Origin of the sequence: Nonomuraea sp. NPDC049158, from assembly GCF_040648335.1 — a bacterium.
Classification (GTDB): Bacteria; Actinomycetota; Actinomycetes; order Streptosporangiales; family Streptosporangiaceae; genus Nonomuraea.
On record NZ_JBEZDM010000030.1, the window covers coordinates 70338 to 94701 of the forward strand.

A 24364-nucleotide genomic window follows, 5' to 3' on the forward strand; every position below is an offset into this window, starting at 1 on the left:
CGATCACGATGGCGGCCGGCGCTCAGCCGTCGATCCGGCTGATGGTGTACATCTGCGGGGTGGCGCCGAGCTGGGCGCGCAGTTGCCGGCCGCTGCCCACGTTGGAGGCGGGCTTGTGGTCGCTGATCACTACCGGCCGTCCGTCTTGCCACCATTCGCATTGGTCGCCGCCGCCCAGGAACCTCCACCGCTGGCTGGAGGAGCCTACGGCGCAGACGTAGCCGTCGCTGGAGTCCAGCCAGTAGCCGGCGTAGGGGCCGTCGTCGATTTGCATGCGGCAGCTCCAGCCGTCGTCCTCTTCCTGGCCGTCTACCGCGCGGAAGCGCGCCTGGGCGGACTCGACGGCGCCCCAGCACAGCCACTTGGTGTCCACCAGGTGCGAAGGGTGGCCGACGGCGGACTGTGTGCCGTACGCGAAGTCCAGCCGACTCTGGGGGTGCAGCTCCGTGCCCCGGTAGATGGAGAACCGTCCTTGTGGAAGTCCCATAGATCCCTCGCTAGCTACTTTGTGTATTCACACATGCTCAGAAAGTAGCTACCCAGGATCGGAACGGGCCGCACCCAAGAGCGTTTCCACAGGTGAACGGCGATGAGGGTGGCCAGCGCCGCTCCTAGGTTCGGCTCGCTACGGCTGTGGGATGCCGAGGTCCGAGGGGTGCTGGGCTGAGGTGGAGTGCTTGGCGAGGTCGGGGTCGAGTTGTTCCAGCAGTCGCTGGACCAGGGCCGCCCGGCGTACGCGCTCCCGGCCCAGCTCGCGGGGCACCGCGCCGAGGTGGGCGCCGGACGGGTAGATGTTCGGCGCGTTCCGCAGGCCCATCTTCAGGTAGACCGGTGCCGTCGCCCGGACGATCTCCACCGCTTCGTAGAAGCGGACGAACCCGCCCTGGTCATCGGGTACCTCCAGATACAGGTCGATCGGCAGGCCGGTGGCGGCGCGGATCTCGGCCAGGTGCGGGACGGTCAGGTCGGTGCCGACGTTGAGCGTGCTCGCCCCGAGCCGTTCCAGGATCGTGGCGGTGGGGCCGTTGGTGAGCGGCAGGAGTACGGAGGTCTTCAGCACCAGGGAGGACGGGAGCGCGCCGTCGGCCTTCATCGTGGTGAGCACCTCCAGCGTGCCGAGATCGCCGACGAGCAGGCTGCGGATGCCCAGCTCGCAGGCCCGCAGCGCGTCGGCCACGCAGGCGGCGACCATCGCGTTGCCCCTGGCCGCGGCGCCGACCGCCTGGGTCACCTTGGCCTGGCCGCCGGTGTCCCAGGCGGCGCGCGGGCCGAGGAACAGGTTGATCTCGATGCCGCGCTCGGCGCCGATGCGCGCCATGCGGGTGATCTCCGCGTCCGACAGCATCATCACGCCGCTGCCCTGCGAGGTCCGGTGCACGGGTACGTTCAGGAGGTCCCCCTCCGCGACGACGGCCTCCAGGACCTCCGGCCCCTCCACGCTGGGAATCTCGAACCGGTACGGGGCGCCGTCCGCGAACCGGGCCACGGAGGGGGCGGGGGCGGTCACCACCGGATGCCCCAGGCGAGCCATCAGGGCGTGCAGGTCGGCAAGGGTGGTCATCGGCTCTCCTTAAGGATGATCTCGGCGTGACCGAGAGTGGTGCGGCGGCCCTGGTCGTCTTCGCCCCACAGTTCGAGCTCCGCCCGCTCGCCGTCGGTCGAGACCACCCGGCCGTGGCACGTGTGCGGGCGGTCGCGGAAGTCCATGCCCCGGTAGCTGACCTCCAGTACGGTCAGGCGTCCGCGCCCGTCCAGCCATCGGGTGACCAGCCGGCCCAGGTAGGCGGCCTTGAGCAGGCCGTGGACCGCCAGGTCCGGGTGGCCGAGCGCGTGGGCGAAGTCGAGGTCGTAGTGCATGCCTTGACGTGCTCCTCCACATAAATTATGGAGGGTTCCTGTGCTGCTTACGCAGCAGCTCGCAGCGCGGGTGCGGGCGAGACTGTGGGACAGGATGCTTGACGCTTCACAGGCCCCGCCATCGCGGAGTCTCCACGTCCTGTGACCGCCCGTCCGGCGGCAGAGTTGTACCAATGAAGCTGGTTTCTGGCGGCGTTGGTATCAGCGTTGCCGATCCATCCGCACGCCGGGTTCTTGCACGCGAACCGCGACTGCGTTTCGCGTGATCCTTTCGTGGTGGTGTGGCAGCGGTGGCACTCCTGGCTGGTGCCGCGCGGGTCGACCTTGGCGACCAGGCCGCCGCGGTCGGCGGCCTTGTAGGTCAGCAACTCCACCGTCCGGCCCCACGCCTGGCCCGCGATCGAGCGGTTCAGGCCCCGCTTCTGGGCGACGTTGACCCCCGGCTCCCGCACGGTCCCGGACGCCGAGGCCATCATGGTGGTGATGTTCAGGTCTTCGACCACGATCGCGCTGAACCGCCGCGCGAGGTCGGTCGTGCTCTGATGCTGCCAGTCGACGGCTCGGCGCTTGGCTGTCGCGCGGAGCCGGGCGATCTGGTCGTAGGTGCGGCGTTCCCGGTTGGAGACCGGGGCGCCTTTGCCGCGGCTGGCACGCTGACGGGCGCTTTTGCGCTCCAGACGCAACAGCCGCTCGCGCTGCCCACTGGACAGCCACGGGCCGTGCCGAAGGTGTTCTCCGGTGGACAGGGCCAGGGGGACCGCGATGCCTCGGTCCATGCCGGCCTTCGGCCCGGTGTGCGGCACGGGGGCGGCGACGAGCAGTTCGGTACGGAAGGCGATGGTCCACCCGTGGGCTTGTTTCACCAGGCGAGCCCCGGTGATCCTGCCGTGAGGGCCGCTCTTGGTGAGGCCGGGCAGGTCTTTGGTCCACCGGAACTTCACCCGCCCGAGTTTGGGCAGGTTCACCGCGCCCCACCTGCGGTTGATCCTGGCGATCTGCAGGTCGCGGGATTGGGGGACGTCCACGGCCATCCGAGACCGCAAGCGGTCCTTGAACGTCGGGCGTTCGGCCGGGTGGTCGGGGTTGAAGAAGTTCGCCCACGCCTGCCGGTAGATCTTCAGCACGGCCTGCGCGGCCTGAGCGGGCAGCAGCCCCATCCACCCGATCTCATGGCGGGCCTGCCGGATCGCCGCGTCGCACTCCTTCAAGGACGCCAACCGGCCCTGACGGAAGGTCGCGAACTCATGCAGCAGGTTCCACACGGCACGCGCGGTGTGGGCTTGACCGTCCAAGACGGCTGATTGCCGCTTGTCCAACGCCAAGCGCGCCACGTGCGCACGAGTCCGCTTCACCTTCTCCACGTGCTGATCATATCGTTTGGTTTATGTCACCGCGATGAAATTCAAACCCCGAGGTGAGAAGGGGACGACATGTCGTCTATAACCTCCATGCTCATGTGGTGCTCGTGACAAAGTACCGGCGTGGGGTGTTCACCGACGAGATGCCGATCCGCGGCGACCAACTCATGCGCCAGGTATGCGCCGACTTCGAGGTCGAACTGCGCGAGTTCAACGGCGAGCACGACCGCGTCCACCTGCTGGTCCACCACCCAACCAAGGTCGCCCTGTCCAAACTCGCCAATTCGCTGAAAGGGGTCTCGGCCCGGATACTTCGCAAGGAATACAGCGTGCTCGGACATTTCTGGTCTGGCGCCTATTTCGCCGGGTCGGTCGGCGGGGCGCCGCTCACCATACTCACGGAATACATCGAGCAGCAGAAACAACCTGTCTGAGTGAAACTGCCGACAAACCTGAAAGATCAGGGCACCCTCGCGCCCTGGCGGGCACTCCCATATGAGCCTTCACCCCCGGCGTGAACACCGGAGCACTGGCCCACATTCTGGTAGAAGTCGCCCGAGGCGCCAGCGTACTCCACGAGCCTGTGCAGCGTGGTGGTCTCCGTCAGGGGTGGGATATTCGTCATGAAATGGCCAAACACAAACCCTACTGGCAGGGACACTGACGGGACACCAGCGGTGGAGCCTCGGCGGGCCGTGCCATCGGCTCGGCGGGCGGGCCCGTCAGGAGGCCGGTCGTCGGCGGCCGGGGCCTAAGATCGGACTATGGAGCTGGCCCCCGGAGTGCACGTCGCCATCACCGATCGCCACGGGGGCGTGAGCGCCGCGCCATACGCGTCGCGCAATCTCGGCGGGCTGGTCGGTGACGACCCCGAGGCGGTGCGAGCCAACCGGGCGGGTGTCGCGGCCGAGCTGGGTGTGCGGGCCGTCGTGTTCATGCGGCAGGTCCACAGCGCCGACGTCGCCTACGTCAGCGAGCCGTTCGGCGACGACGCGCCGCCGCTAGACGGCGTCTTCACCACCGAGCCGCGGCTGGCGCTCGCCTCGCTGGGCGCCGACTGCCCGGCCGTGCTCGTCGCCGACCCGGTCGCGGGCATGGTGGCCGCCGCCCACTCCGGCCGTCCGGGCACCGAGGCAGGCATCGCGACCGCCCTGGTCGAGGCGATGACGGCCAAGGGCGCGGCACCCGCGCGGATGGTGGCGCTGATCGGTCCCGGCGCATGCGGCCGCTGCTACGAAGTGCCCGCCGACCTGCGCGAACGGGTCGCATCCCAAGTGCCGGAAACCTGGTCGACCACCTCGTGGGACACGCCCGCGCTGGACCTGCGGGCGGGCATCGAGGCTCAGCTCCGTACGGCGGGCGTCGCCGACGTACGACACGACGCCCGGTGCACGATCGAGTCGCAGGAGCTCTACTCCCACCGGCGCGAGCAGCCAGGCGGCCGCTTCGCCGGCCTCATCTGGCTCGCCTGACCACCGGCGCCCACCAAACCCTGCACTCCCTGGAACCTGCACCCCGCTCTGGAACCTGCGCCCCCTGGAACCTGCGCCCCCGGGAACCCGCGCTCCCTAGGACCTGCACTCCCGCCCGGGGGCCTACGCCCCCGGACTGGCGGCTCGGGATCGGGGCCGGGCGAGACCTACCCCCGGGAAGGGCCGGGCGGGACCTACGCCTGAGATGGGCCGGACGGTTGGGTCAGCCCTTGCCGTTGCCGGAGAAGATGCCGTTGACCACGATGATCGCGAACCAGATCGGCGCGATCACCCACATCTCCTTCTGGCCCATGATCACAGCCAATGTCAGGAGCGTGCCAAGAGCCATCGAGACGATCGCCAGCGCCAGCCGTTGACCGTCGGCCGGCCGCTGCTGTTGCTGCTTGGCCGCCTTCTTACCCTTGGGGTCCGCGGCGGCGAGCCGCTCGTCGACCCGTCGGTCGACCTCCTGCCCCATCTTGTCGAGGAACGACTCGACTATCGCATCCTCGAAATCGGGACCGAGGTCCCGTCGGGCGCCCACCGCCGCCCGCAGCTCATCACCGGTACTCATATGTCGAGATATAACGGGATAAAGGGCTATCGGGCAAGGATATCGTCAAGGTTGTACGAGACCGGCCTCTCCAATTGCTCGTACGTACACGATTCCGGCGTGCGGTCCGGCCGCCACCGCCGCCACTGCGCGGTGTGCCGGAACCTGTCGCCTTCCATCTGGTCATAGGCCACCTCGATCACCAGCTCCGGCCGGAGCGGGATGAACGACAGGTCCTTCTTGGCGTTCCAGCGCGACACCGCGCCGGGCACCCGTTGCCCGCCGGTGGCGGGTCCGGCCGTCGGCTGTCCGACGGTGGCCGCCGCCTGCTCGGCCCAGTGACCCCAGGGATGCTCGCCCAGCTCGGCGATGTACGGCTTGAGCTCCTCGACCAGCTCGGCCCGGCGCGCCATCGGGAACGACGCCGCCACGCCCACGTGATGCAGCCTGCCGTCGTCGCCGTAGAGGCCGAGCAGGATCGAGCCCACGATCGGCCCGGTCTTGTGCTCGCGGTAACCGGCCACCACCACGTCGGCGGTGCGCTCGTGCTTGACCTTGAACATCGTGCGCTTGTCGGGGATGTACGGCTGGTCGCCGGGCTTGACGATGATGCCGTCGAGCCCCGCCCCCTCGAACATCTCGAACCACTCGCCGGCCTGCTCGGTGTTGGTCGTGACCGGGGTCAGCCGGATGGAGCTGCCCTTCTCCGGGAAGATCTGCTCCAGCCGCGCCCGCCGCTCACTGAACGGCGCCTCCATCAGCGACTCGTCGCCCAGCGCCAGCAGGTCGAACGCCACGAACGACGCGGGCGTCCGCTCCGACAGCATCGTGACCCGCGACTTCGCCGGATGGATGCGCTGCTGCAGCGCGTCGAAGTCGAGCTGCGACCCCTGCGGCAGCACGATCTCGCCGTCGACCACGCACCTGTCCGGCAACTCCGCCCTGACCGCCTCGACCAGCTCCGGAAAGTAGCGGGTGAACGGCCGCTCGTTGCGGCTGCCCAGATAGACCTCGTCACCGTCGCGGAACACGATGCACCGGAACCCGTCCCACTTCGGCTCGTAGAACAGCGTGCCGTCCTGCGCGGGCATCTTCTTGACCGGCTTGGCCAGCATCGGCGCCACAGGCGGCCGCACCGGCAGATTGGGCACCGGCTCCGGCTCTTCGGCGACCGGCGCCTTGACCGGCCGGCGGGCTGGCGCCTCGCCCGGCGGGTCTACCGGTGCCTCGACGGGCGGGTCAACCGGCGCTTCGCCCGACTTCCCGACTGTCGCCTCGGTCGGTGCCTTGGCGGGCGCGGGCGGCTGGGTGGGTTCGGTCATGTCGTCGACTCCCTCGTGTACTTGCAGAAGAGGACCCCCTCCTCCTCCAGCACCTGGCTGAGCCGCAGCTCGACCTGTGCCGCCTCGCCGTTGAGAATGCGCGCCGCCCCGCCCCCGACCAGCAGCGGGCTGATCGACAGGCAGAGCTCGTCGATCAGGTCGGCCGTCGCGAGCTGCCCGTTGAGCCGGGGGCCGCCCTCGCACAGGATCCGTGTCAGGCCGCGCTCGTGCAGCGCGCGCACGGCCACCGACATGTCGACCCGGTCGCCGCCCGCCACGACGACGTCGGCCACCCGGGCGGCCTCGGCGCGGAGCTCGGCGGGCGCGGCCTCGCAGGTGATGACGATCGTCTTGCTCACGGCCTCGGTGAACAGCGGACTGCCCAGATCGAGGTCGAGCCGTCGGGTGACCACCGCGAGGGGCGGAGCCGGCGGCCGGTCCCCTCGCAACTCCTTCCAGGCGTCGCGTGGCTTGACCGCGCCGTATCCCTCGGTGCGTACGGTCGCCGCGCCCGCCATGACCACGTCGGCCAGCCCGCGCAGGATCCGGAAGATCCGCCGGTCACCCTGGCTGGACAGCCCGCCTGACAGGCCCTTCAGCCAGGCGGCCCCGTCGGCGCTGGCGACCATGTTGAGGCGCAGCCACGGCCGATCCGCCGGGTAGGCGTAGGCCTGCTGAATATCTGGATCGTCCTGAATGTCGGGATGGATGCGACGCACTCCTCTACCTTGGCACACGCCTCCGACAACCAGCCGACGAAGGACCCTCGACAGTGGGCATAGTGAGGCTGTGCACGATAGATGGCCAATCTGGGAGCGGTAGTCGGCCTCGCGTGCGGCCCCCGGCTATAGACGGCGGTTCCCGCTGGGGGCAGATGCGGGGCAGAACACCGACGTGAGGGCTTGGTCGATGCGTCTCGCCACAGCGGCGCGCTCGCCGTCATCCATGGCCACCGTCACGGAGACCGCGAACTGCAGCCGCCCGTCCGGGGAGGTGTAGGTCGCGGCGACGAAGCCGGGGGCGCTGCCGCCGCGTGGCTGGAAGTCGGGGTTGCCCGCGCACGGACCGCCCTGCGGCGGCGGCTGCTGGCCGGGCACCGGATCGGTGATCACCTTGCGCAGGGAGTCCGGCAGCAGCTTGCCCTGAACGAAGGCGCGTTGGAAGGCGCTGACGTCTCGCGCGGTGGAGATCACGCCGCCGGCGCCCAGCATGGTGGTGGCGTTGAGCATGTCGACATCGAGCAGCTTGCCCGTCTCATCCGGCATATAGCCGTGCCCATGCGGCCCTTTGATCCCCGCGCCGGCCTTGACCGGAAGGTAGGTGTCCCGCATGCCCAGCGGGGTGAAGATCTTCCGGTTGAGCTCGGTCGCCAGCGAACGCCCGGTCAGCTTCTCGATGATCATGCCGAGCAGGATGTAGTTGGTGTTGGAGTAGTTGAAGGTCCCGATCTGCGACGGCCGTTGCCGCTTGCGGGAGGCGGCCACCAGGTCGACGGGGCGATACGTGAGCGTGGGGTCGAGCGCGCGGATGTCGGGACCGAGGAAGTCGGGGATGCCCGAGGTGAGCTGGATCAGGTCGCGTACCGTGATCTCTTCGGCCCGTTCCACCAGATCCTTCTCCGCCATCTCGGGGAGCACCTCGCTGAGAGTGTCGTCCAGCTTCAGCTTGCCGCTCTGTACGAGTTGCAGGGCCACGGTGGCGGTCATGTTCTTGGTCTGTGAGCCGATCCGGTAGCGGGCGGTGGAGGGGATGGCGCCACCCCTGCCGTCGAGCAGCCGGGATCCGGCCGATCCCGTCCTGGCCCGCTCGCCGTTCACGTACACCTCGCCGATGGCGCCCACCACGTGGCCTGTCTTCACCAAGGCAGCCATCGCCTTCTGCACGTCCCCTACCTTGACGGCGTTGTCCGCCGTTGCGACGGCGGGCGTGGACACGCTCAGAGCCAACGCCGTGCATGCCGCCAAGATGACGTGGGCGGCTGCCGATTGACGCGAAACCATGAAGCGCTCCTTCTGGAAGATCGAAGTTCCGATGCGGAGCTCCAGTTCTAGGCAGGAGAGCGTTTCCTCAGCGTTTCCTCGGAAGCCGGTATGAGCCAGGACTGCCGCGCAGACGTCGCACGAGGTCGTCGGCGGCCCCCGGCCACTGCGGGTAGTCGAAGGCGAAGCCCGCTTCGAGCAGGCGGCCGGGGACGACGCGGCGGCTTTTCAACAGGAGTTCGGTGTCCGAGCGCAGCGCGAACGCGCCGAACTCGGCCATCCACTTCGTTGCGGGCAGTCCCACCGGAACGCCCCACGCGGTGCGCAACACGCGCATGAACGAGCGCTGCGGTAAAGGGACGGGAGCGGCAAGGTTCACCGGCCCGGTGAGGTCTTCCCGGTCCGCCAGGAACTCGACGGCGCGGACGAAGTCGCGGTCGTGGATCCACGACATGTACTGCGTGCCGCCGGCGACCGGGCCGCCAAGGCCGAGGCGCGCGAGCCGCAGCATGACATCGAAGACGCCGCCGCGGTCGGGGCTCATCACCATGGCGGCGCGCATGCTGACCTTGCGCGTGTGCGGGGTTTCGGCTTGCTCCTGGGCCCGCTCCCACGCTTTCGCGATCTCCACGCTGTAGCGCCAGTAGCCTGGCACGCCTGGTTCGGTGCCGCCGAGCGCGCCGGTCACCTCGTCGTTGGGGGCGTCGAAGCGGTGGGAGTAGACGGTGGCGGTGCTCATCTGCAACCAGACCCGGGGAGGCCGTACGGCGGCCGCGACCGCCTCACCCACCACCCGGGTGGAATGCACCCGCGAATCCATCATCGCCCGCAGATTGTCAGGCGTGTAGCGACAGTTGACGCTGCGCCCGGCCAGGTTGATCACTACGTCGCTGCCGTCGAGTTCCTTCGCCCACGGGCCCAGCGCCTCGGCATCCCAGCGGACGTCGTGATCACGCATCGGGTGCCTGGTCAGAACCACAACGTCATGGCCCGCTGCGGTCAGCGCGCGACTGAGGATGGTGCCTATCTGCCCGGTTCCCCCGGGTATCACGATCTTCATCCGGCTTCCCCTTACCCACCTAGCACAAGGCTAACTGGCTGGCTGAACGCGTTCAAAAGTGGCTCGTCGCGATCACCAGTTATGCACCGCCACAGATAGCACTTTGGCGTATCTAGGGACGTACGCAGCGTGACGCGCATACCGTGGCAGCAGGGGAATCGGGCACTTGAGGGAGGGCCCAGTGGGGTTGGTCACCGCTGTGACATGGCTGTTCACCGCGCTCGTGGGGATCTATCTGCTCTACCTGTGGTTGTCGGGGGGTGGGCTGCGGCAACAGGCGGCGAAGGTCACGCGCTTCCCGGTGACGCTGATCTTCTCCCATCCGGTGCTGGGGGTGTCCGCGCTGGTTTGCTGGGTGGCCTTCCTGCTCACGGGCAACCGCACGCTGGCGTGGACGGCGTTCGTGGTCCTGGCGGCGGCGGCCCTGCTGGGCTTCGTGATGTTCACCCGCTGGCTGGGCGCCGGCCGCCACGCACGGGGAGCGGAGCGACGCTTCCCCCTCCTCGCGGTGCTGCTACACGGTTTGGCGGGCGTGGCCACATTCGTCCTGGTCATCCTCACGGCGAGTGTCGCGGGCCTACTCTGAGGGCGAGCGTCGCGGGCCTAAGCTGAGGCCGCTGCCTTGGCGCTTTTTCCAGGGCCGCGATAGGGCTTCAGGGCCGCCGCCGGGGCTTCCAGGGTCGCTCTAACGGCCGCGAAGGGCCTTCTACGGGCGGCGTGAGGCACGTTGGGAAGGCCCTGGTCTCACCGTCTCGTCACGGCGCCCCGCCACCTCCACCGGAGGAGCGTCCCCCTGGACAGACGCCGACCCCGTACGGCGGGTGGGGCTCACCGTGCCTGCCGTAAAAAGAAATCCTATGAAAGCGGACGCTGGAGCACCTGCATGCTGCGGGAGGTCACTGTCGCCTGGGAGGAGGGGGCGTATTCGCCATCACAAACCCCCTTGTCGTCGGTGTCCAGGATCGGCAGCCAGTGGTCGCCGAATTCCGCGCCCGGCAGCGTGAACGTCATGTCCTCATGATGAGCGTTGATCAGCAACAGGAACGAATCATCCACGATCCGCTCACCGCGCGTCCCCGGCTCCGTGATCGCCTCGCCGTTGAGGTAGACCATCATCGACTTGGCGTAGCCGATGTGCCAGTCTCCGGCCGTCATCTCCGTGCCGCCCGGCGTGAGCCACACCAGGTCGCGCTTGCCGTCGTCCGGGTGGCGGCCGTGGAAGAAGCGGCGGCGCTGGAAGACCGGGTGCTCGCGCCGCAGCCGCGACAGTTTCCGGACGAAGTCCAGCAGGTCGGACTCGGTGTGGATCTGCGACCAGTCGATCCAGGCGAGCTCGTTGTCCTGGCAGTAGGCGTTGTTGTTGCCTCGCTGCGTGCGGCCGAGCTCGTCGCCGTGGGAGAGCATCGGCACCCCCTGCGACAGGAACAGCGTCGTCAGGAGGTTGCGGCGCTGGCGGTGGCGGAGGCGGACGATCTCGGGGTCCTCGACGGGGCCTTCCGCGCCGCTGTTCCAGGAGCGGTTGTCGTCGGTGCCGTCGCGGTTGTCCTCGCTGTTGGCCTCGTTGTGCTTGCGGTCGTACGACACCAGGTCCGTGAGGGTGAAGCCGTCATGGCAGGTCACGAAGTTGATGGAGGCGACGGGCCGGCGGCCCGAGGAGGCGTAGAGGTCGGCGGAGCCGGTCAGGCGCGAGGCGAACTCGGGCAGCGCCGAGTGGGTGCCGCGCCAGAAATCTCGCACTATGTCGCGGTATTTCCCGTTCCACTCCGTCCACAATGGCGGGAAATTTCCGACCTGGTAGCCGCCGGGGCCGACGTCCCACGGCTCCGCGATCAGCTTCACCTGGGAGATGATCGGATCCTGCTGGATCAGATCGAAGAAGGCGCTCAGCCGGTCGACGTCGTGCAGTTCCCGCGCCAGCGCCGACGCCAGGTCGAACCGGAACCCGTCGACGTGCATCTCCAGCACCCAGTAACGCAGGGAGTCCATGATGAGCTGGAGCGCGTGCGGCGACCGGACGTTCAGCGAGTTGCCGCACCCGGTGTAGTCGAGGTAGTAGCGCCGGTCACCGTCGTGCAGCCGGTAGTAGGCCGAGTTGTCGATCCCCCTGAACCCGAGCGTGGGCCCCATGTGGTCGCCCTCGGCCGTGTGGTTGTAGACCACGTCGAGGATGACCTCGATGCCCGCCTCGTGCAGCGCCCGCACCATGGCCTTGAACTCCAGCACCTGCTCGCCCCGCGTGCCCGCGCTGCTGTAACGGCCGTGGGGGGCCAGGTAGGCCATCGTGTTGTAGCCCCAGTAGTTGGTCAGCCCCCGCGCCACCAAGAAGTGCTCGGGCATGTACTGGTGCACCGGCATCAGCTCGATCGCCGTGACCCCGAGCGAGAGCAGATGGTCGATGATCGCCGGATGCCCTACGCCCGCGTACGTCCCGCGCTGCTCCTCGGGCACCGCCGGGTGGCGCATGGTGAGCCCCCGCACGTGCGCCTCGTAGATCACGGTCTCGTGGTACGGAGTGTGCGGTGACCGGTCGTTTCCCCATTCGAAGAACGGGTTGATGACCACATTTTTCGGCATGAAGGGCGCGCTGTCGGCCGAGTTGAGCCGCGTCGGATCGGTGAAGTGATAGGGGAACAGCGCTTCGTTCCACGTCAGATCACCGTCGATCGCCTTGGCGTAGGGATCGAGGAGGAGCTTCGCCGGGTTGCACCGGTGCCCGTGCGACGGCTCGTACGGGCCGTGCACGCGGTATCCATAGCGCTGTCCCGGCGCGATGCCCGGCAGGTAACCGTGCCAGACGAATCCATCGACTTCCGGCAGATCCACGCGTTCTTCGGAGCCGTCATCGTGAAAGAGGCATAGCTCGACTCGCTCGGCCACCTCGGAGAACAGCGAGAAGCTGGTGCCCACGCCGTCCCAGGTGCCGCCAAGTGGATAGGGCTCGCCCGGCCAGACCTCGCGCATGTGACCCAATTGTCGCACGCGATCGCGGTCCCGCTAGAGGAGTTCGGCGTTGAGGCTGATCGTCGTGCCCGTCAACGCCTTACTCACCGGGCAATTGGCCTTCGCGGTTTCCGCCGCCTCCTGGAACTGCTCGGCCGTGATCCCGGGCACCTGCCCCTTCACGGTGAGAACGATCCCGGTGATGCCCTCACCAGGCTGGAACGTCACGTCCGCGCTGGTCTCCAGCGACTCCGGGGGCGTGCCGGCACCGGCCAGGCCGTGCGAGAGCGCCATCGAGAAGCAGGAGGAGTGGGCGGCCGCGATGAGCTCCTCGGGCGAGGTCTTGCCGCCGGCGTCCTGGGACCTGGACGCCCAGGTGACCTCGAACGTGCCGACGCCCGAGGTGTCCAGCGACACCGTGCCCGACCCGTTCATCAGCGCGCCCTTCCACTGAGTGGTGGCGGTGCGAGTGGTGGCCATAGTGGTTGCTCCCTCTGATCGTAGGAATTCCGACCCTATCGCGCGCCCGACAAAGTTCTGCGGCTCGGTCATCCGTGTGCACTTTTCCGGCGAATTAATGACATGCTCGGGTCGCGGCGCACCCGCCGCCTTGGTCCGGATCACGGGAGTGTGGTGCCAGTGGAGGCACCGTACGACGACCGCCTGCTGCATCAGCGGGTGGTCGGCGGCGACGAGGCCGCGCTCGGGGAGGTCTACGATCGGCTCTCCTCGCTGATCTTCGGTCTCGCCCTGCGTGTCACCAGGGACCGGGTGATCGCAGAGGACATCACGCAGGAGGTGTTCCTGGTCTTCTGGGAACGGCCGCTGGCCTACGACCCAGATCGTGGCACCCTGCGCGCGTGGCTCGCCACGATCGCCCACCGCCGCGCGGTCGACCACGTACGGGCCGAGGAGCGCAGGCGCGTCTCCGCGCTGGGCCCCCGCCTGTACGAGCCCGAGCCCGCCAGGCTGGAGGACAACGTGCTCGCGGCCGACGAGGCCAAGCGGGTACGGCAGGCGGTGATGGCGTTACCCGACGGCCTGCGGGAAGCGGTCGAACTGGCCTACTACGGTGGGCGGACATACCGCCAGGTGGGCGAGGAGCTGGGCGTGCCCGAGGGCACGGCCAAGTCGCGGATCCGGCTGGCGCTACGCCGCCTGGCAGACGCGCTGGCAGAGGAAGAGGTGTGATGGAGCCCGTCGAGCGTCTCTACCTGGACGCGCTGATGGAGGACCCGGCCGTACCGGAACGCTCCCTGCGGCCCCAGCTCCTGGCCGGAGCCAGGGCCCGGCGCCGGCCCGCCGCGCCCACCGCCCCCTGGGCGCAGCCGTACGCCGGGCGCGTCGCCGCCATGGACGCGCTGCTCGCCTCCGCCGTGGAGGACGACTGGTCACGGGTCATCGTCGAGGGCTGGACGCTCCAGGAACTCGTCGCCCACCTCGCCGCCAAGGACGGCCTGCTGGCGGCCTCGGTCGGCGCCCCCGTACTGGGCCCGGCCATCGGCGCGAACGACTCGCTCGGCCGTACCGCCGACGTCCAGAACTACGAGCGGGCCCGCAGCCCCGAACAGACCAGGCGCGACTGGCGCGCCCAGGCCGACGCCCTCTGCCGTCACCTGGCCGACCTCGACCCCGGCACCGCCGCGAACCTCGACGGCCTCGACGCGCCGGTGTCCGACCACGTACTGGCCCGGTGCCTGGAGACGTGGGTGCACACCGACGACGCCGCCCGCACCGGCGGCCTGCGGCTCCCCGACCCGGTCCCCGAGCACATCCACCCGACAGCCGACCTGTGCGCGCGGCTGCTGCCGTGGACGATGCTCCTGTCCGGCCTGGACGGCAGCGGGCGCACGCTCCTGCTCACGCTGACGGGGCCGGGAGGCGGGGAGTGGCACGTTCCGCTGGGCGTGACGGACGCCGCCGACGGCGGCGGCGCCCCGGACGCGCACATCACGGCGGACGTGGTGGAGTTCTGCTTCCTGCTGGGCGGGCGGGGTGACCCGGGGTCGTTCCCCGCCGAGCTCCAAGGCGACCTCGCCCTGGCCCACGACGTCCTCAACACCGCCCCGGCCCTTTCGGGCCCCTGACGCCCGCTTCTCCGCAGGCGGTCAGGGCCGGGTCCGTGTCACGCCCCTACCGCGGCTGAGCCTGGGTGACCAGGTCCCTGGCGTACTCGTCGTCGCTCTCCGCCAGCACCCGCTTGGCGCCCTGCTCGGCCCGCGGGTCGCCCCGCTCGGCGAGTCCGCGCGTGGCCTCCGCCACCGTACGGAAGTCGGCGTCGTCGAGACGGTCGGCGAGTGCCTCGCGGATCTGCGGCGTGTCGGCCTTGAGCGAGGCCAGCCCGGCCGTGGCCCAGTCGCGGACCTCCGCCTCGTCGTCCCGCGTCATGCCGATCAGCAGCTCCAGCCCCTCCTCGTGGTCCGGCGGCAGCACGTCGGCCAGCGCGATCGCGTCGGTCATGGTGCGCCGGTGATCCGGCCGGCCGATGATGTCGAGCACCTGCGGCAGCGCCCGGGGGTCGCCCTGATGACCGAGCGCCGCCAGCACCGAGCGGAGGACCTGCGCGTTGCCCTCGGTGGTGGCCATCTTCTGCAGCAGCGGCAGCGTCTGCTCAAGGTAGGGCTTGTCGTCGTCGGCGAACCCGAACTGGGCGATCGCGTCGACCCCGAACTCCCGCTCCCTGGCGTCCTCGCTCACGCACAGCCCGGCCAGCACCTCGTACGTCTCGTCGTCGGCCCGCTTGCCCAGCGAGTCGGCGACGATCCACCACGTCTCGGCGTCCTCGTCGGTGTCGCGGTGCGCCAGGGCCCGCGCCACGAGCTGGTCGGCCGGCGTGTAGACGCCGGTGACGTCCTCCAGCAGCGTCGCGATGGCGGCGTGGCCGCGCTGCGCCTGCACCTGCTCGGTCTGCTCGCCGTCGGGGGAGCGCCCGGCCACGGTGACGAGCTCGGTGCCGTCCTTGGCGAACTGGCGCGCCACGACGTACTCCCAGTCGTCCTGGCCGATCTGGTCGAGCAGCGCGCTCTCCAGATGCACGCCCACCCAGTCGACGGCGATCTCGAGCGGGGTGTCGCCGTCTCCGTCGTACTTGGCGGCGTCGGCTCCGCTGTCCAGCAGCAGCCGTACGACGCCCAGGGCGCCGCGCCTGGCCGCCAGCGAGAGCGGGGTGTCGCCGAGGTCGTTGGCGGCGTCGATCTCGGCTCCCGCCTCGACGAGCAACTCGGCCGTCTCGGCGTGCCCCTTGGCCGCGGCCCAGAGCAGCGCGGTCCAGCCGCCGCTCTCCCGGCCGTTCACATCGGCCCCGGCGGCCAGCAGCAGGCCCGCGACCTCGGCCCGGTCCCAGGCGGCCGCCGCGCAGAGCGGCAACCCGTCTTCCTCGCCCGCGCTGACCTGGTTGGGGTCGGTGCCACCGGCGAGCAGCTCGCTCACCTTCTCCGACTCGCCGTTCAACGCGGCCCGGTAGAGCTGTTCCTCATGCATGACTGGACCCTAGCTTGGATCGGGCTCCGGCCGTGTCAGCCCCTCGGGAGCGCGATAGGCGGTTCGGAGTATGACTGTTCCTTCTTCGGGAGGATCCCGATCACCCCGAAACGCGATATGTTGCGAGTATGACTGACCCTGGCGAGGTTAGGGCCTCGGACGCCGAACGTGAAGCCGTCGTGGAGCAGCTCCGCGTGGCCTCGGTCGACGGGCGGCTGACGCTCGTCGAGCTGACCGACCGCACAGAGGCCGCCTACACCGCCTCCACGCACGCCGAGCTGGCCATGCTCGTCCAGGACCTGCCCGCCTCGGGCGCCGCGCCCCTGCCGCCGGTCCACCAGGAAGGGCCCACGCGCAAGCGGCGCTGGTTCGTCGGCGTCATGGGCGACTCCAAGCGGCGCGGCACCTGGCGGATCGACCAGGAGCTGGGCGCGGTCGCCGTGATGGGCGATGTGGTGCTCGACCTGCGTGAGGCCGAGGTCCGCACGAACATGGTCGACATCATGGCCGTCTCGGTGATGGGCGACGTGAAGATCATCGTCCCCGACGGCGTCAACGTGGACCTCGACGGCATGGCCATCATGGGTGACAAGCGGGTAGACGTCCTGGAAGCGGCGCCGGGCACCAACGCACCGGTCATCCGGGTGCACGCGTACGCGATCATGGGCGACGTGAAGGTGATCGGCGACTCCAAGGCGCAGCCGCTGCAGCGCCGCCTGGCGGGGTGGCGTGAGCAGTGGCGCAAGCTGCACGGCGATGAGTGGCGCAGCATGCACAGGCAGCTCCGTGAGGACCACCGCAACATGCTCCGCGATCTGCGCCGGGGCTACTGACGCGCTCATGACCCCATGGCCGCCATCAACGGCAGTGGGTTGATGTAGTCGCGATAGTGCACGATAAATCCGTCACGCACCCGGATCACAGCGATGACCCGCTGGGTGAACGGCGCGCCGGTGGCGGCGACGTGGCCGTGGACGGTGTACTCGACGATGACCACCTCGGGGTCGGCCGTCTCGTGGATCACCACGTCGACGTGCCTCTCGAACTCGATCAGCCGCCCACCCGTGGCCATGAACGCCCGGATCTCGTCCCGCCCGTTGAGGGTCTCCGGGACGCCCTCGGGACGGTAGGGCCACTCGATGACCCCGTCGGGAGCCATCAACTCGACCAACCCCTCCATGTCCGCCGACAGGCTCGTCTCCAGCACCCGCTCGGCCACCTCGCGTGCGTTCACGGCCACCCCTCATTCGTTGAACGTGCGTTCATTGAACAACCGTAGAACGAAGCCGGTGATTCAGTCAACGCCCGTACAATGAATCGGTGTCCGCCGAGAAGCCGCGCCGCACCCGGGCCGAGCAGCGCCGCGAGACCGAGGCCCGCATTCTCGCCGCCGCCCGTGCCACCTTCGCCGAGCTCGGATACGAGCGCACGACGATCCGGAACGTGGCGTCCGCCGCAGGGGTCAACGCGGGGCTGGTGATGCACTACTTCGGCAGCAAGGAGGAGCTGTTCTCGCGCGCGGCCAAGCTGCCGGACGAGGAACTGCCGGTGGGGCATCCGGCGGAGGCCCTGCTCACCTCGCTGCGCCGGCGGCTCGACGACGAGCCGGTCGCGTCACTCGTCGTGCTGCGTTCCGTGCTCACGCACGCGGAGGCGTCGGGGGAGTTCCGAGCGGCGGCGGCGACCTGGCTCGACCGGATGGGCGCGGCCATCCCGGCCGCCGACGCCGAGCTGCGGGCGGCGCTGATCAGCGCGATCATCAACGGGGTGGTGATCGATCGTTACCTGCTCAAGCTGAGCTCCCTGGCGGACGCCCCCGCCGACGACATCATTGATCTCCTGCGGCCGTGCTTCGAGAGCTTGGCGGGCGAGACGCGCTGACGTCTACGAGGCCGCCGCACCGGCCGGGGCGCGGGCGGCGGTGGCGTAGCGTTCCAGGAGGACCTCGGCCAGTTCGGGAGCCGGGCCGAGCACGTCGGCGACCACGTCGGCGCCTGCCTCAAGGGTGCTCCGCCGCACCTTGTCGGCGAAATAACCGGGCGCCAGCAGGTACGGCGCCACGGCCACCCGGGGCGCGCCCGCCTCGCGGAGGAGCGTCACCGCCCGCGCGGGCGTCGGTTCGGCCGCCGACGCGTACGCCGCCGTCACCGCCCACCACCCGCCGGTGGTACGCGGGGCCGCGGGCAGCCCACGCGGAAAGCCCGTCGCCCGTGACCAGGAGCGCGCCATCCCGGCGATCACCGCGTTGGCCCGCGGATCACTCGAACCCGCCGCCACGAGCACGACCGCCGTGTCCGGATCGCCCGGCGCCACCCCGGCCTCCGCCAGCCGCCGTTCGAGCGTCGCCAGGAGCAGCGGGTGCGGCCCCAGCGTCGCGCCGTAGCGCACACGCAGCCGAGGGTCGCGTGCCCGGGCCTCGTTGAGCGCCGCGGGAAGGTCCACCCGGCTGTGGTAGGCCTCGGTGAGCAGCAGCGGCAGCACCACGGCCGCGTCCAGCCCGCTCAGCGCCTGCCCCAGGGACGGGGTCGCGTGGTCGAGGTACGCCGTGCGTACCGGCAGTCCGGGCCGGGCCAGCCGTACCTCGTCGAGCAGGGCTTCCACGGTCGCGGCGGCGCGCGGATCGCGAGACCCGTGCGCCACCGCGACCAGTGGGATGTCCTGGCCCGTCCCGTCTGCCAACGGGACGGGCCACATGCCGGGGGTTACAGGTGAATGCCGCATTCGACCTTCCCCAGCCCCGCCCAGCGGCCGCTGCGCGGGTCCTCGCCCTCCGCGACCTGGCGGGTGCAGGGGGCGCAGCCGATCGAGGGGTAGTTGTCATAGTGCAACGGGTTGATCAGCACCCCGTTGTCGGCCATGTAGTTGTCGACCTCGTCCTGGGTCCACCTGGCGATCGGGTTGACCTTGACCATCTGCCGCTTGGCGTCCCACTCCACGACCTTGGTGTCGGCGCGGGTGCTCGCCTCGTCGCGGCGGATGCCCGAGATCCACGCCAGGTACGGTTCGAGCGCCCGGTTGAGCGGCTCCACCTTGCGCAGGTAGCAGCACAGGTCGGGATTGCGGCCGAACAGGCGCGGCCCGAGCTCGCGTTCCTGCTCCTCCACCGTGCGCGACGGCTGCACGTTGATCACATTGACGTCATAGACCTGCTGGACCGCGTCACGGGTGCCGATCGTCTCGGCGAAATGGAACCCGGTGTCGATGAACAACACGTCCACCCCGGGCTTGACCCGGCTGACCAGGTCGATGAGCAGAGCGTCGCTCATCGAGGAGGTCAGGCACAGCCGGTCGCCGAACGTGGCCGCCGCCCACCGGATGATCTCGCGGGCGGACGCGTCCTCCAGGAAGACCGCGGCGGACTCGACGATGTCCTGAAGGTCGAGCGCGCCGCGTTGCTCTCTTAAACCGACCTCGATGTCGACGAGTGTCATATCTTCACTCCGATTCCAAGAAACTTCAGCTTGAAGGCGCGGGCGCAGGACCGGCAGTACCAGCCGCCGTGTGCCGCGGGGTCGGGCGCTTCGGGATCGCCCTCGTAGGGCTCGAGGTCCTCGTCGCCGCAGTAGGGGCAGTGGAAGGGGACGGCTCGCGTGGTCATCGCAGGTCCGCCTCGTCCGCTCGCTGCACCCAGTCGGCGAAGGCCTCGCCTTCCTTCTTCTGGGCGTCGTAGTGCGTCACGACCCGCTCGACGTAGTCGGGCAGCGCCTCGGCGGTGGTCTTGAGGCCGCGTACCTTCCTGCCGAAGCCGGGGTTGACGCCCATCGAGCCGCCCAGGTGGATCTGGTAGCCCTCGACCTGCTCCCCGTGCTCGTCCACGACGAGCTGGCCCTTGAGGCCGATGTCGGCGACCTGGATGCGCGCGCAGGAGTTGGGGCAGCCGTTGACGTTGATGGTGAGCGGCTCGGCGAAGTCGGGCAGGCGCCGCTCCAGCTCGTCGATGAGGTTGGCGGCGGTGGCCTTGGTCTCGACGATGGCCAGCTTGCAGTACTCGATGCCGGTGCAGGCCATCGTCTGGCGGCGGAACGTCGACGGGTTGACCTGGAGGTCGTTGGCCTCCAGCTCGGCGACCAGGGAGTCGACCCGGTCGGGCGCGACGTCGAGGATGACCATCTTCTGCTCGACCGTGGTGCGGACGCGGCCGGAGCCGTGCCGCTCGGCGACGTCGGCGATCACGTGGAGCTTGTCGCCGTCGAGGCGGCCGACCTTGGGCGCGAAGCCCACGTAGAAGTTGCCGTCCTTCTGCGGGTAGACCCCGACGTGGTCGCGGCGGGAGCCACGGGGCGCCTGGGGCGCGGGCCCGTCGGGCAGCGCCTCCTTGAGGTATTCGGTCTCCAGGACTTCCCGGAACTTCTCCACGCCCCAGTCGTTGACCAGGAACTTGATCCGGGCGCGGTGCCGCAGCCGCCGATACCCGTAATCACGAAATATCCCGATCACACCGGCCCAGACGTCCGCCACCTGCTCCGGCCGGACGAACACCCCGAGCCGCTTGGCGAACATCGGATTGGTGGACAGCCCCCCGCCGACCCACAGGTCGTAGCCCTTCTCACCGCCGGGCAGCTCGACACCCACGAACGCCACGTCGTTGATCTCGTGCACGGTGCAGTGTGACGGGCACCCGCTCAGCGCCGACTTGAACTTGCGCGGCAGGTTGGAGTAGGCCGGGTCGCCGATGAACCGCTCGTTCAGCAGCTGGATCTCGTCGGTCGCGTCCAGCACCTCGTCGGTGTCGATCCCGGCCAGCGGGCAGCCCAGGATGACGCGCGGGGTGTCGCCACACGCCTCGGTGGTCGACAGCCCGACCGCTTCGAGCCGCGCCCAGATGTCGGGCACCGACTCGATCTCGATCCAGTGGAGCTGGACGTTCTGCCGGTCCGTCAGGTCGGCGGTGCCCCGGCCGTACTCGTTGGAGATCTCGGCGATGACCCGCAACTGCGGGATGCTCAGCTGGCCGCCGTCGATGCGCACCCGCAGCATGAAGTAGCGGTCGTCCAGCTCCTCCGGCTCCAGGATCGCGGTCTTGCCGCCGTCGATCCCGGGCTTGCGCTGGGTGTAGAGGCCGTACCAACGCATCCGGCCCCGCAGGTCAGCGGGGTCGATCGAGTCGAAACCGCGCTTGGAGTAGATGTCGATGATGCGCTGGCGGACGTTGAGGCCGTCGTCGTTCTTCTTGTTCTCTTCATTCTTGTTCAGCGGCTCCCGGTAACCGAGAGCCCACTGGCCTTCGCCGCGCGGGCGTTTGTGATGCCGGCTGGCAGGGGTGCTCATTGCGCGTCCTTCGGTTCATGGGCGCGCGCAGGCTTCCTCCCGCCTCATCATTGAGGGCAGGGGTGAAGGAGGAGATTTGCGACGCGCGCAACGGAGAAAACGGGTGGGTTAACGGGCGTCGCAACAGATGGCACTGCGGACACGCTGAAGATCGACGTGTCGTCGACCGACAAGCATGGGGTCCGCTGGCATAGTTCGAAGATACGCTAGGTATCCGGTATGTCCAAGACTGGGTCCAGACTGTGGACGCTCTTCACCCCTGACGGGGCCAGTCCAGGTCCGACTCGGCCGGCTCCTCCGCCTGCTGGTGCTGGCAATCGCACCAGGAACCGCCGCGACACTCCTCGTGGCGCTTTTCCTTGCACTTCTCGCAGATCACCCTCGCATTATTCCTCGTAGAACCTTGTTCGGTTAGGCTGACGCCCGTGGACCTCATGGGCGAGTTGCTGAGCGACCTGCGTGCGGAGACCGCGTCACTCGACGAGCTGTTACGGCCCCTGGAGGCCGGAGACTGGGAGCTCGGCACACCCGCCGAGGGATGGGCGGTGCGTGACCAGGTGAGCCACCTGGCCTGGTTCGACGAGGCCGCGCGCACCGCCGTGACCGATCCCGACGTCTTCCGGGCGGCGGCGGCGCACTTCACCTCCACCGACGACCTGGCCGCGGAGTTCCGCGGGCTCGCCCCCGACGAACTGCTGGAATGGTTCCGTACGGCGCGCGCCCGCAGCATCAAGGCGTTCAGCGGGCTGTCGGCCCGGGACCGGCTGCCCTGGTACGGGCCCGACATGTCGGCCGCGTCCTTCGTCACCGCCCGGCTGATGGAGACCTGGGCGCACGGCCAGGACGTGGCGGACGCGCTCGGCGTCACCAGGGAGCCCACCTCCCGGCTGCGGCACGTGGCGATGATCGGGTTCAGGGCCATGCCCTTCGGTTTCGCCGTACGGAATCTGCCCCTTCCGACGCGGCCGGTGCGCGTGGAGCTGACCATGCCCGACGGGACGCCGTGGACGGCGGGCCCCGAGGAGGCCGCCGACACGGTCCGCGGGCCGATGCTGGACTTCTGCCTGCTCGTCACCCAGCGCGTCCACCGGGACGACACCGACCTGGAGATCACCGGCGAGACCGCCCGCGCCTGGACGGAGATCGCGCAGGCGTTCGCCGGACCACCCGGTAAGGGTCGATCAGGGAAAGGCCAGGGGCATTCCCGATGATGTGAGAGGCGGCCCCGGTGACATGCTGTAAGCATGCGGACCATCCTGAACGTCATCTGGCTGATCTTCGCGGGCGTCTGGCTCGCCATCGGCTACGCGATCGCCGGCGTCATCTGCTGCATCCTGATCGTGACGATCCCGTTCGGCATCGCCTCGTTCAGGATCGCGGCCTACGCGCTCTGGCCGTTCGGCCGGACCGTCGTGCGCGACCCCGACGCGGGGGCGCTCTCCACGATCGGCAACGTCATCTGGCTCGTCTTCGCGGGCATCTGGCTGGCGATCGGGCACGTGCTCACCTCGATCCCGTTGTTCATCTCGGTCATCGGCATTCCGCTGGGCATCGCGAACCTGAAGCTCATCCCCGTTTCGCTGCTCCCGCTGGGTGCGCGCATCGTCGACGTCGACTAGGGCAGTGCCCGGGGGACGTAAGCTGTCCCGAAGAGTCACTGCTAATAACCGTTGGGTGCCATGACGTCCACCGATGCGCCTAGCCGGTCGATGAGGAGGCGGCTCGTCTCCAACGCCCGTGCCAGGCTGAACTGGGTGCTCGACACGAATTCGTGGGCGACCGTCCGCGCGACCACGAACGCGGGAGTCACTTACCGCGTCACGGGCCTCGCGGGCGAGGCGGCCTTCTTCGCGCTGCTGTCCCTCCCGCCGTTCGTGCTGGGACTGATCGGGGTACTGGCCAAGCTCGGCACCTGGCTGGGGCCCCAGGTTGTCGTGCAGGTGAAGACCTGGGTGATCGACCAGGCCGGGCTGCTGTTCACCGACGACGCGGTGCACAAGGTGGTCAACCCGCTCATCACCGACGTCCTCAGCGACGACGCGAGCAAGGTGTCGATCATCTCGGTGGGCTTCCTGCTGTCGCTCTGGTCGGGTTCGCGGGCCCTTTACGTCTACGTGGACCTCATCTCCGTCTCCTACGGGCTCGGCGAGGAACGCGGCATCATCAGGACCAGGCTGATGTCGTTCGGGCTCTACGTGATCGGGCTGGTCATCGGGATCATCGTGATGCCGGTGCTGGTCATCGGGCCGACACTGCTCAAGGACGCGCTGCCGGGGGAGTACGGCGTCCTGGTCGACCTGCTGTACTGGCCGGTGGTGGTCATCGGCTCGGTGCTCTTCCTGACCGTGCTCTACCACGTGAGCGTGCCGGTCCGGACGAAGTGGTACCGGGAGCTGCCGGGGGCGATCCTGGCGCTGTTCCTGTGGATCGTGTGCGCCGCGGTGCTGCGGGCCGTGCTCGCGGCGTGGTTCTCGCCCGTGTCCGTCTACGGCTCGCTGGCCGCACCCATCGCGCTGCTGCTCTGGCTCTACATCACCGCGCTCGCCGTGCTGATCGGGGCCATCCTGAACGCCGAGGTCGACCGGCTCTGGCCCGGCGCCAGTCGTCCCAAATAGGGAATGATCCCCCCAGTGGACGCACAGCGGAGAGTCGGTCCCTACACGCTCCTCAGGAAGCCGGGCGAGGGTGGCATGGGGTTCGTCTATCTCGCGGAGGACACCACTTTCCAGGTGCGGATCGACTCCCTCGTGCGCCAGGGCACCACGGCCCGCCTGCTGTCAGTGCGCCGAGGTCCCCACGGCCTCGTTCGGGGGCGGTATGCAGCTTCAGCTCTGGGCCGTCTTCGAGGGCGTGCCCCAGGACGCGGAGCACGTCGACGTCAACCTGGGACCGCTCGGAACGATCAAGAACGTAGCCCTCTCATCTGCCTGATCGCCTGATCCGTGCCCGGTCCCCCCTGCCCGATCCGCTATCGTCTAGAACGTCGCGACTGGCGCGTTAGGTGGGGCGAACCACCAGGGAGCGGAAGGGCAGAAGGCCGTGCGCCTGGGTCTTCGCACATTGTCAACGATGACA

Annotated in this window: 28 protein-coding genes and 1 riboswitch; of the genes, 10 read left to right on the forward strand and 18 right to left on the reverse strand. The window is 69.2% G+C overall.

Annotated features, from left to right (window positions below; all coding sequences use genetic code 11):
- Positions 1-22: 22 nt before the first annotated feature.
- The 4 genes from AB0B61_RS42980 to AB0B61_RS42995 form a co-directional block, all read right to left on the reverse strand.
- A complete protein-coding gene (locus tag AB0B61_RS42980; RefSeq protein WP_358445184.1) occupies positions 23-487 on the reverse strand; it encodes a hypothetical protein in 465 nt (154 codons plus the stop codon).
- Between the two features lie 138 nt (positions 488-625).
- Positions 626-1561: a hypothetical protein gene (locus AB0B61_RS42985; protein ID WP_358445187.1), complete on the reverse strand. Its 936-nt coding sequence runs from the start codon at positions 1559-1561 to the stop codon at positions 626-628.
- On the reverse strand, positions 1558-1857 hold the full coding sequence (locus AB0B61_RS42990; RefSeq protein WP_358445190.1) for a hypothetical protein: 300 nt from the start codon (positions 1855-1857) through the stop codon (positions 1558-1560). Before AB0B61_RS42990 ends, AB0B61_RS42985 begins: the two co-directional genes overlap by 4 nt.
- Positions 1858-1904: 47 nt before the next feature.
- A complete protein-coding gene (locus AB0B61_RS42995) occupies positions 1905-3218 on the reverse strand; it encodes a transposase (RefSeq protein ID WP_358445193.1) in 1314 nt (437 codons plus the stop codon).
- Between the two features lie 53 nt (positions 3219-3271).
- Between AB0B61_RS42995 and tnpA the strand changes: the two genes are divergently transcribed.
- Both tnpA and pgeF read left to right on the forward strand, forming a co-directional pair.
- The gene (gene tnpA, locus AB0B61_RS43000) at positions 3272-3649 is read left to right on the forward strand and encodes an IS200/IS605 family transposase (protein ID WP_358445195.1); all 378 of its coding nucleotides are present in this window, start codon (positions 3272-3274) and stop codon (positions 3647-3649) included.
- Positions 3650-3979: 330 nt separating this feature from the next.
- Positions 3980-4687, forward strand: a complete 708-nt coding sequence (gene pgeF / locus AB0B61_RS43005; RefSeq protein WP_358445198.1) for a peptidoglycan editing factor PgeF — start codon at positions 3980-3982, stop codon at positions 4685-4687.
- A 223-nt stretch (positions 4688-4910) separates the two neighbouring features.
- On the opposite strand, the gene AB0B61_RS43010 is transcribed toward pgeF, so the two are convergent.
- The 5 genes from AB0B61_RS43010 to AB0B61_RS43030 all read right to left on the reverse strand — a co-directional run bounded on the left by AB0B61_RS43010 (position 4911) and on the right by AB0B61_RS43030 (position 9601).
- Positions 4911-5261 (reverse strand): hypothetical protein, encoded by a 351-nt coding sequence (locus AB0B61_RS43010; RefSeq protein ID WP_358445201.1) that lies wholly within the window; start codon positions 5259-5261, stop codon positions 4911-4913.
- A 26-nt stretch (positions 5262-5287) separates the two neighbouring features.
- Positions 5288-6562, reverse strand: coding sequence for an ATP-dependent DNA ligase (locus AB0B61_RS43015; RefSeq protein WP_358445204.1), 1275 nt, complete (start codon positions 6560-6562; stop codon positions 5288-5290).
- On the reverse strand, positions 6559-7281 hold the full coding sequence (locus tag AB0B61_RS43020) for a pyrimidine reductase family protein (RefSeq protein ID WP_358445207.1): 723 nt from the start codon (positions 7279-7281) through the stop codon (positions 6559-6561). Before AB0B61_RS43020 ends, AB0B61_RS43015 begins: the two co-directional genes overlap by 4 nt.
- Positions 7282-7407: 126 nt before the next feature.
- Positions 7408-8562 carry a serine hydrolase domain-containing protein gene (locus AB0B61_RS43025; RefSeq protein ID WP_358445210.1) on the reverse strand — a complete coding sequence of 385 codons (1155 nt, stop codon included), beginning with the start codon at positions 8560-8562 and terminating at the stop codon, positions 7408-7410.
- Positions 8563-8629: 67 nt separating this feature from the next.
- Positions 8630-9601 carry a TIGR01777 family oxidoreductase gene (locus AB0B61_RS43030; protein ID WP_358445213.1) on the reverse strand — a complete coding sequence of 324 codons (972 nt, stop codon included), beginning with the start codon at positions 9599-9601 and terminating at the stop codon, positions 8630-8632.
- Positions 9602-9782: 181 nt separating this feature from the next.
- Between AB0B61_RS43030 and AB0B61_RS43035 the strand changes: the two genes are divergently transcribed.
- Positions 9783-10187, forward strand: a complete 405-nt coding sequence (locus tag AB0B61_RS43035) for a hypothetical protein (protein ID WP_358445216.1) — start codon at positions 9783-9785, stop codon at positions 10185-10187.
- 269 nt (positions 10188-10456) lie between these two features.
- Here the strand turns inward: AB0B61_RS43035 and glgX are convergent, their stop codons facing one another.
- Positions 10457-12562, reverse strand: a complete 2106-nt coding sequence (glgX, locus tag AB0B61_RS43040; RefSeq protein WP_358445219.1) for a glycogen debranching protein GlgX — start codon at positions 12560-12562, stop codon at positions 10457-10459.
- A 33-nt stretch (positions 12563-12595) separates the two neighbouring features.
- Positions 12596-13021 carry an OsmC family protein gene (locus AB0B61_RS43045; RefSeq protein WP_225289338.1) on the reverse strand — a complete coding sequence of 142 codons (426 nt, stop codon included), beginning with the start codon at positions 13019-13021 and terminating at the stop codon, positions 12596-12598.
- 153 nt (positions 13022-13174) lie between these two features.
- Here AB0B61_RS43045 and AB0B61_RS43050 point away from each other — a divergent pair, with 153 nt between their 5' ends.
- Complete coding sequence (locus AB0B61_RS43050) at positions 13175-13732, forward strand: sigma-70 family RNA polymerase sigma factor (protein ID WP_225289339.1); 558 nt, start codon at positions 13175-13177, stop codon at positions 13730-13732.
- On the forward strand, positions 13732-14628 hold the full coding sequence (locus AB0B61_RS43055) for a maleylpyruvate isomerase family mycothiol-dependent enzyme (protein WP_358445361.1): 897 nt from the start codon (positions 13732-13734) through the stop codon (positions 14626-14628). The genes AB0B61_RS43050 and AB0B61_RS43055 overlap by 1 nt, the downstream gene beginning before the upstream one ends.
- 46 nt (positions 14629-14674) lie before the next feature.
- Here AB0B61_RS43055 and AB0B61_RS43060 read toward each other — a convergent pair whose 3' ends face one another.
- Positions 14675-16021 carry an ankyrin repeat domain-containing protein gene (locus AB0B61_RS43060; RefSeq protein WP_358445222.1) on the reverse strand — a complete coding sequence of 449 codons (1347 nt, stop codon included), beginning with the start codon at positions 16019-16021 and terminating at the stop codon, positions 14675-14677.
- A gap of 128 nt (positions 16022-16149) precedes the next feature.
- On the opposite strand from AB0B61_RS43060, the gene AB0B61_RS43065 reads away from it, so the two are divergent.
- Positions 16150-16854 carry a DUF1707 domain-containing protein gene (locus tag AB0B61_RS43065; RefSeq protein ID WP_358445225.1) on the forward strand — a complete coding sequence of 235 codons (705 nt, stop codon included), beginning with the start codon at positions 16150-16152 and terminating at the stop codon, positions 16852-16854.
- A 5-nt stretch (positions 16855-16859) separates the two neighbouring features.
- Here AB0B61_RS43065 and AB0B61_RS43070 read toward each other — a convergent pair whose 3' ends face one another.
- The gene (locus AB0B61_RS43070; protein WP_358445227.1) at positions 16860-17255 is read right to left on the reverse strand and encodes a nuclear transport factor 2 family protein; all 396 of its coding nucleotides are present in this window, start codon (positions 17253-17255) and stop codon (positions 16860-16862) included.
- Positions 17256-17341: 86 nt separating this feature from the next.
- On the opposite strand from AB0B61_RS43070, the gene AB0B61_RS43075 reads away from it, so the two are divergent.
- Positions 17342-17902 (forward strand): TetR family transcriptional regulator, encoded by a 561-nt coding sequence (locus AB0B61_RS43075; RefSeq protein ID WP_358445230.1) that lies wholly within the window; start codon positions 17342-17344, stop codon positions 17900-17902.
- Positions 17903-17905: 3 nt separating this feature from the next.
- On the opposite strand, the gene AB0B61_RS43080 is transcribed toward AB0B61_RS43075, so the two are convergent.
- The 5 genes from AB0B61_RS43080 to AB0B61_RS43100 form a co-directional block, all read right to left on the reverse strand.
- On the reverse strand, positions 17906-18700 hold the full coding sequence (locus tag AB0B61_RS43080; protein ID WP_358445233.1) for a sirohydrochlorin chelatase: 795 nt from the start codon (positions 18698-18700) through the stop codon (positions 17906-17908).
- Positions 18701-18723: 23 nt separating this feature from the next.
- Positions 18724-19452: a phosphoadenylyl-sulfate reductase gene (locus AB0B61_RS43085; RefSeq protein WP_225289346.1), complete on the reverse strand. Its 729-nt coding sequence runs from the start codon at positions 19450-19452 to the stop codon at positions 18724-18726.
- Positions 19449-19619, reverse strand: a complete 171-nt coding sequence (locus AB0B61_RS43090) for an Insertion element protein (protein WP_358445236.1) — start codon at positions 19617-19619, stop codon at positions 19449-19451. The genes AB0B61_RS43085 and AB0B61_RS43090 overlap by 4 nt, the downstream gene beginning before the upstream one ends.
- Positions 19616-21289 carry a nitrite/sulfite reductase gene (locus tag AB0B61_RS43095; protein WP_358445239.1) on the reverse strand — a complete coding sequence of 558 codons (1674 nt, stop codon included), beginning with the start codon at positions 21287-21289 and terminating at the stop codon, positions 19616-19618. The genes AB0B61_RS43090 and AB0B61_RS43095 overlap by 4 nt, the downstream gene beginning before the upstream one ends.
- A 108-nt stretch (positions 21290-21397) precedes the next feature.
- The gene (locus tag AB0B61_RS43100) at positions 21398-21481 is read right to left on the reverse strand and encodes a putative leader peptide (protein ID WP_311132608.1); all 84 of its coding nucleotides are present in this window, start codon (positions 21479-21481) and stop codon (positions 21398-21400) included.
- 242 nt (positions 21482-21723) lie between these two features.
- Here AB0B61_RS43100 and AB0B61_RS43105 point away from each other — a divergent pair, with 242 nt between their 5' ends.
- Genes AB0B61_RS43105 through AB0B61_RS43115 form a run of 3 tightly spaced genes read left to right on the forward strand, consistent with a single transcriptional unit; the run spans position 21724 to position 23904 of the window.
- Positions 21724-22500 carry a TIGR03084 family metal-binding protein gene (locus AB0B61_RS43105; RefSeq protein WP_358445364.1) on the forward strand — a complete coding sequence of 259 codons (777 nt, stop codon included), beginning with the start codon at positions 21724-21726 and terminating at the stop codon, positions 22498-22500.
- Positions 22501-22533: 33 nt separating this feature from the next.
- Positions 22534-22908: a YccF domain-containing protein gene (locus tag AB0B61_RS43110; RefSeq protein ID WP_358445242.1), complete on the forward strand. Its 375-nt coding sequence runs from the start codon at positions 22534-22536 to the stop codon at positions 22906-22908.
- Positions 22909-22968: 60 nt separating this feature from the next.
- Entirely contained in the window at positions 22969-23904 is a 936-nt protein-coding gene (locus tag AB0B61_RS43115; RefSeq protein WP_358445245.1) for a YihY/virulence factor BrkB family protein, read from the forward strand.
- A gap of 361 nt (positions 23905-24265) precedes the next feature.
- Positions 24266-24347, forward strand: a riboswitch (ZMP/ZTP riboswitch).
- Positions 24348-24364 lie beyond the last annotated feature (17 nt).

Excerpts from the sequence above, each read along its gene's own strand:
- AB0B61_RS42980 (WP_358445184.1), bottom strand. The coding sequence starts at position 487 with ATGGGACTTCCACAAGGACGGTTCTCCATCTACCGGGGCACGGAGCTG.
- AB0B61_RS42985 (WP_358445187.1), bottom strand. The coding sequence starts at position 1,561 with ATGACCACCCTTGCCGACCTGCACGCCCTGATGGCTCGCCTGGGGCAT.
- AB0B61_RS42990 (WP_358445190.1), bottom strand. The coding sequence starts at position 1,857 with ATGCACTACGACCTCGACTTCGCCCACGCGCTCGGCCACCCGGACCTG.
- pgeF (WP_358445198.1), top strand. The coding sequence starts at position 3,980 with ATGGAGCTGGCCCCCGGAGTGCACGTCGCCATCACCGATCGCCACGGG.
- AB0B61_RS43010 (WP_358445201.1), bottom strand. The coding sequence starts at position 5,261 with ATGAGTACCGGTGATGAGCTGCGGGCGGCGGTGGGCGCCCGACGGGAC.
- AB0B61_RS43015 (WP_358445204.1), bottom strand. The coding sequence starts at position 6,562 with ATGACCGAACCCACCCAGCCGCCCGCGCCCGCCAAGGCACCGACCGAG.
- AB0B61_RS43025 (WP_358445210.1), bottom strand. The coding sequence starts at position 8,562 with ATGGTTTCGCGTCAATCGGCAGCCGCCCACGTCATCTTGGCGGCATGC.
- AB0B61_RS43030 (WP_358445213.1), bottom strand. The coding sequence starts at position 9,601 with ATGAAGATCGTGATACCCGGGGGAACCGGGCAGATAGGCACCATCCTC.
- glgX (WP_358445219.1), bottom strand. The coding sequence starts at position 12,562 with ATGCGCGAGGTCTGGCCGGGCGAGCCCTATCCACTTGGCGGCACCTGG.
- AB0B61_RS43045 (WP_225289338.1), bottom strand. The coding sequence starts at position 13,021 with ATGGCCACCACTCGCACCGCCACCACTCAGTGGAAGGGCGCGCTGATG.
- AB0B61_RS43055 (WP_358445361.1), top strand. The coding sequence starts at position 13,732 with ATGGAGCCCGTCGAGCGTCTCTACCTGGACGCGCTGATGGAGGACCCG.
- AB0B61_RS43060 (WP_358445222.1), bottom strand. The coding sequence starts at position 16,021 with ATGCATGAGGAACAGCTCTACCGGGCCGCGTTGAACGGCGAGTCGGAG.
- AB0B61_RS43065 (WP_358445225.1), top strand. The coding sequence starts at position 16,150 with ATGACTGACCCTGGCGAGGTTAGGGCCTCGGACGCCGAACGTGAAGCC.
- AB0B61_RS43085 (WP_225289346.1), bottom strand. The coding sequence starts at position 19,452 with ATGACACTCGTCGACATCGAGGTCGGTTTAAGAGAGCAACGCGGCGCG.
- AB0B61_RS43090 (WP_358445236.1), bottom strand. The coding sequence starts at position 19,619 with ATGACCACGCGAGCCGTCCCCTTCCACTGCCCCTACTGCGGCGACGAG.
- AB0B61_RS43095 (WP_358445239.1), bottom strand. The coding sequence starts at position 21,289 with ATGAGCACCCCTGCCAGCCGGCATCACAAACGCCCGCGCGGCGAAGGC.
- AB0B61_RS43100 (WP_311132608.1), bottom strand. The coding sequence starts at position 21,481 with ATGCCAGCGGACCCCATGCTTGTCGGTCGACGACACGTCGATCTTCAG.
- AB0B61_RS43105 (WP_358445364.1), top strand. The coding sequence starts at position 21,724 with ATGGGCGAGTTGCTGAGCGACCTGCGTGCGGAGACCGCGTCACTCGAC.
- AB0B61_RS43110 (WP_358445242.1), top strand. The coding sequence starts at position 22,534 with ATGCGGACCATCCTGAACGTCATCTGGCTGATCTTCGCGGGCGTCTGG.
- AB0B61_RS43115 (WP_358445245.1), top strand. The coding sequence starts at position 22,969 with ATGACGTCCACCGATGCGCCTAGCCGGTCGATGAGGAGGCGGCTCGTC.